The organism is Heliophilum fasciatum (genome assembly GCF_004341395.1).
Classification (GTDB): Bacteria; Bacillota; Desulfitobacteriia; order Heliobacteriales; family Heliobacteriaceae; genus Heliophilum; species Heliophilum fasciatum.
The window spans coordinates 1-2,529 of sequence record NZ_SLXT01000060.1; the positions used below are offsets into that span (position 1 = coordinate 1).

General features: G+C 52.6%; 2 protein-coding genes. Both read left to right on the forward strand.

The window, feature by feature from the left end:
• The first annotated feature begins 135 nt into the window (after nucleotides 1-135).
• Complete coding sequence (gene istA, locus EDD73_RS14550; RefSeq protein WP_165876555.1) at nucleotides 136-1,665, forward strand: IS21 family transposase; 1,530 nt, start codon at nucleotides 136-138, stop codon at nucleotides 1,663-1,665.
• Nucleotides 1,662-2,420 (forward strand): IS21-like element helper ATPase IstB, encoded by a 759-nt coding sequence (gene istB / locus EDD73_RS14555; protein ID WP_131921172.1) that lies wholly within the window; start codon nucleotides 1,662-1,664, stop codon nucleotides 2,418-2,420. The genes istA and istB overlap by 4 nt, the downstream gene beginning before the upstream one ends.
• Nucleotides 2,421-2,529: the final 109 nt, after the last annotated feature.

Sequence of the window (2,529 nt, forward strand, 5' to 3'; positions counted from 1 at the left end):
TGCATTCGCTATAATAAAACTTGACCACGTAAGCGAAAAACGCTAGAGAAAAAATTGACCACCCTGATCATCAAACCTGCTATGCTGGAGTTGTCAAGACAACAGCAAAGGCAGGAATCAAGAAGGATGATCAAGGTGGATACATACAAGCATATCAAAGATCTGCACATTAAGGAACGGCAATCAATTCGAAAAATAGCAAAAATCAGCGGCCTCTCACGTCAAACCATACGAAAGATACTATATGGTTCCGTCGAAGAAACGACCCGATACAAGCGCAAAACACCGGCGCCGTCACCATTAAAAGATCAGTATGCGCCAATACTGCGAGAGTGGTTGCTGGAGAACCAAAACGCCCCGGCGAAACAACGGTACACGGCCAGCCGGTTGTACGAGCGCTTGACGGAAGAACATGGCTTTACCGGGGGCGAATCGACCGTACGCCGTTGGGTGCGGGAAATCAAGCAAGAACTCAACCTCGAGCGAATTGAGGCATTTATTCCGTTGGAGCATGATCCGGTTGGCAACGCGCAGTGCGACTGGACGCCGGCCACCATACGCATAAACGGTGAAGATGTGAATGGCGAGGTGTTCCTCCTACGATTCAGCCATAGCCGAGCCTTTTACGTACGCTTCTATCCCCATCAACGCCAAGAAGCTTTTTTGGACGCCCATGAACACAGTTTTGCTTTCTTTGGCGGTGTGCCGCCGCGGATTCTTTATGATAATCTGAAAACAGCGGTAAAACGGGTGCTTGTGGGTCGCCAGCGGGACGAGCAGGACGTTTTCATCAAGTTTCGCGCTCATCATGGCTTTGACAGTGACTTTTGCAACCCGGCCAAGGGAAATGAAAAAGGCGGCGTCGAAGGGCTGGCCCGATACGTCAAGTGGCACTTGTTCACACCGGTTCCCGACTTCCCCAGCATCGATGCATTAAACGCATGGCTGGAAGAGCGTTGCCGGCTGTTAAATTCTCGACCTCGCGGTAAAGAAAAAGTCAGCTTTATGGAGCGCTTTGAGACCGAACGCGATGCACTGCTTGCGTTGTCCAGTCACACCTTTGATTGCTGCGCTCGCAAGGAGGTCAAGGTGAATCGTTTTTGTCTGGTCCAGTTTGATCGGAACCAGTATTCCGTTCCCGTGGAATATACCGGACGGGTAGTTACCGTGAAAGGGTATGTTCATGAGATTCGCATCTATCACCAGCAAACCCTCATCGCCACGCATACCCGCTGTTATACTCATGGCCAACAACGATTCGAAATCCAACACTACCTTAAATTGCTGGAGCGCAAACCTCGCGCCGTCAGCCAAGCCAAACCGGTTCGGCAAGCAAAGCTACCGGAGCCCTTTGCCAACTACCATGCTGCCGTCCGTCGGATGGAACCCGAACAGGGAGACCGTGACTTTGTCCACATCCTACTTCTGCTACGGCGCTATCCCATCCACCGTATTGCCGACGCATTGACAGAGGCGATGCGCCAGTCCACCTTGTCTCCACACGATGTGGAACGCTTGGCCGACGAGTTGGAAAAAACAAGCTCCATGATTCCCGCGCCGAAAATATCCACAGCACCACCGACGGAAAAACGATCCACACCCCAGGTGGCGCCCACCCAACTGAATCGTTATGCACAGTTGGCCCAAGGGACGGTGAGCGCATGAATACAGCAACGATCAGCCATTATCTGAAAGCTCTGCGCCTATCCAGCGCAGCGGAGGCGCTCCCTGCGCTATTCCGTGAAACCCAGGCCCGCGAATTTTCCCACCTGGAGTTCTTGAGCGCATTGCTTCGCCATGAGATGGACCAGCGGGATGAAAATGCATTGGCTCGACGGATCAAGCAGGCCCGTTTTCCACAGATAAAGGGTCTGGATACCTTTGACTTCAGCCATCCGACCACCATCAGCAAAAGCCGCATCCTCACGCTGGCCCAAGGGGATTACCTCGCTGAAAAACGGCATGTACTATTTATGGGCAATTCTGGGACAGGCAAAACGCACTTGGCCATTGCCCTCGGTCTGTCCGCTTGTCAACAGGGACGGCGCGTGCGCTTTTACCAGACCACCCGCTGGGTCGAGGAACTCCTCGTCGCCCGGGAAGAGCACCGTCTGCTTAAACTGGAAAAGGAGTGGATGCGCGACGACGTAGTGATTCTGGATGAGCTAGGGTATCTCCCTTTTAGCAAAACAGGCGCGGAACTCCTCTTTCAGTTCTGCTCCACACGGCATGAACTGGGCAGCATCATCGTCACCACAAACTTGGACTTTGAACGATGGCCGGACGTGTTTGGCGATGTGCGAATGACGGAAGCGCTGGTCGATCGGTTGACTCACCGTTCGGAGATCCTCCTCATGAATGGGGAAAGCTACCGCTTTCGCCAGACGATGCAAATGCAAACAGCTCAAACCAAAATGTAGTGATTCCTAACCCCTTAGTCCGAATTATCTGTCAATTTACCATGGCAAATCAGGGGCCGGTCAACTTTTGCTCTAGCGCAGGTGGTCAACTTTTGTGTTGACGAAACCA

Excerpts from the sequence above, each read along its gene's own strand:
- istB (WP_131921172.1), top strand. The coding sequence starts at position 1,662 with ATGAATACAGCAACGATCAGCCATTATCTGAAAGCTCTGCGCCTATCC.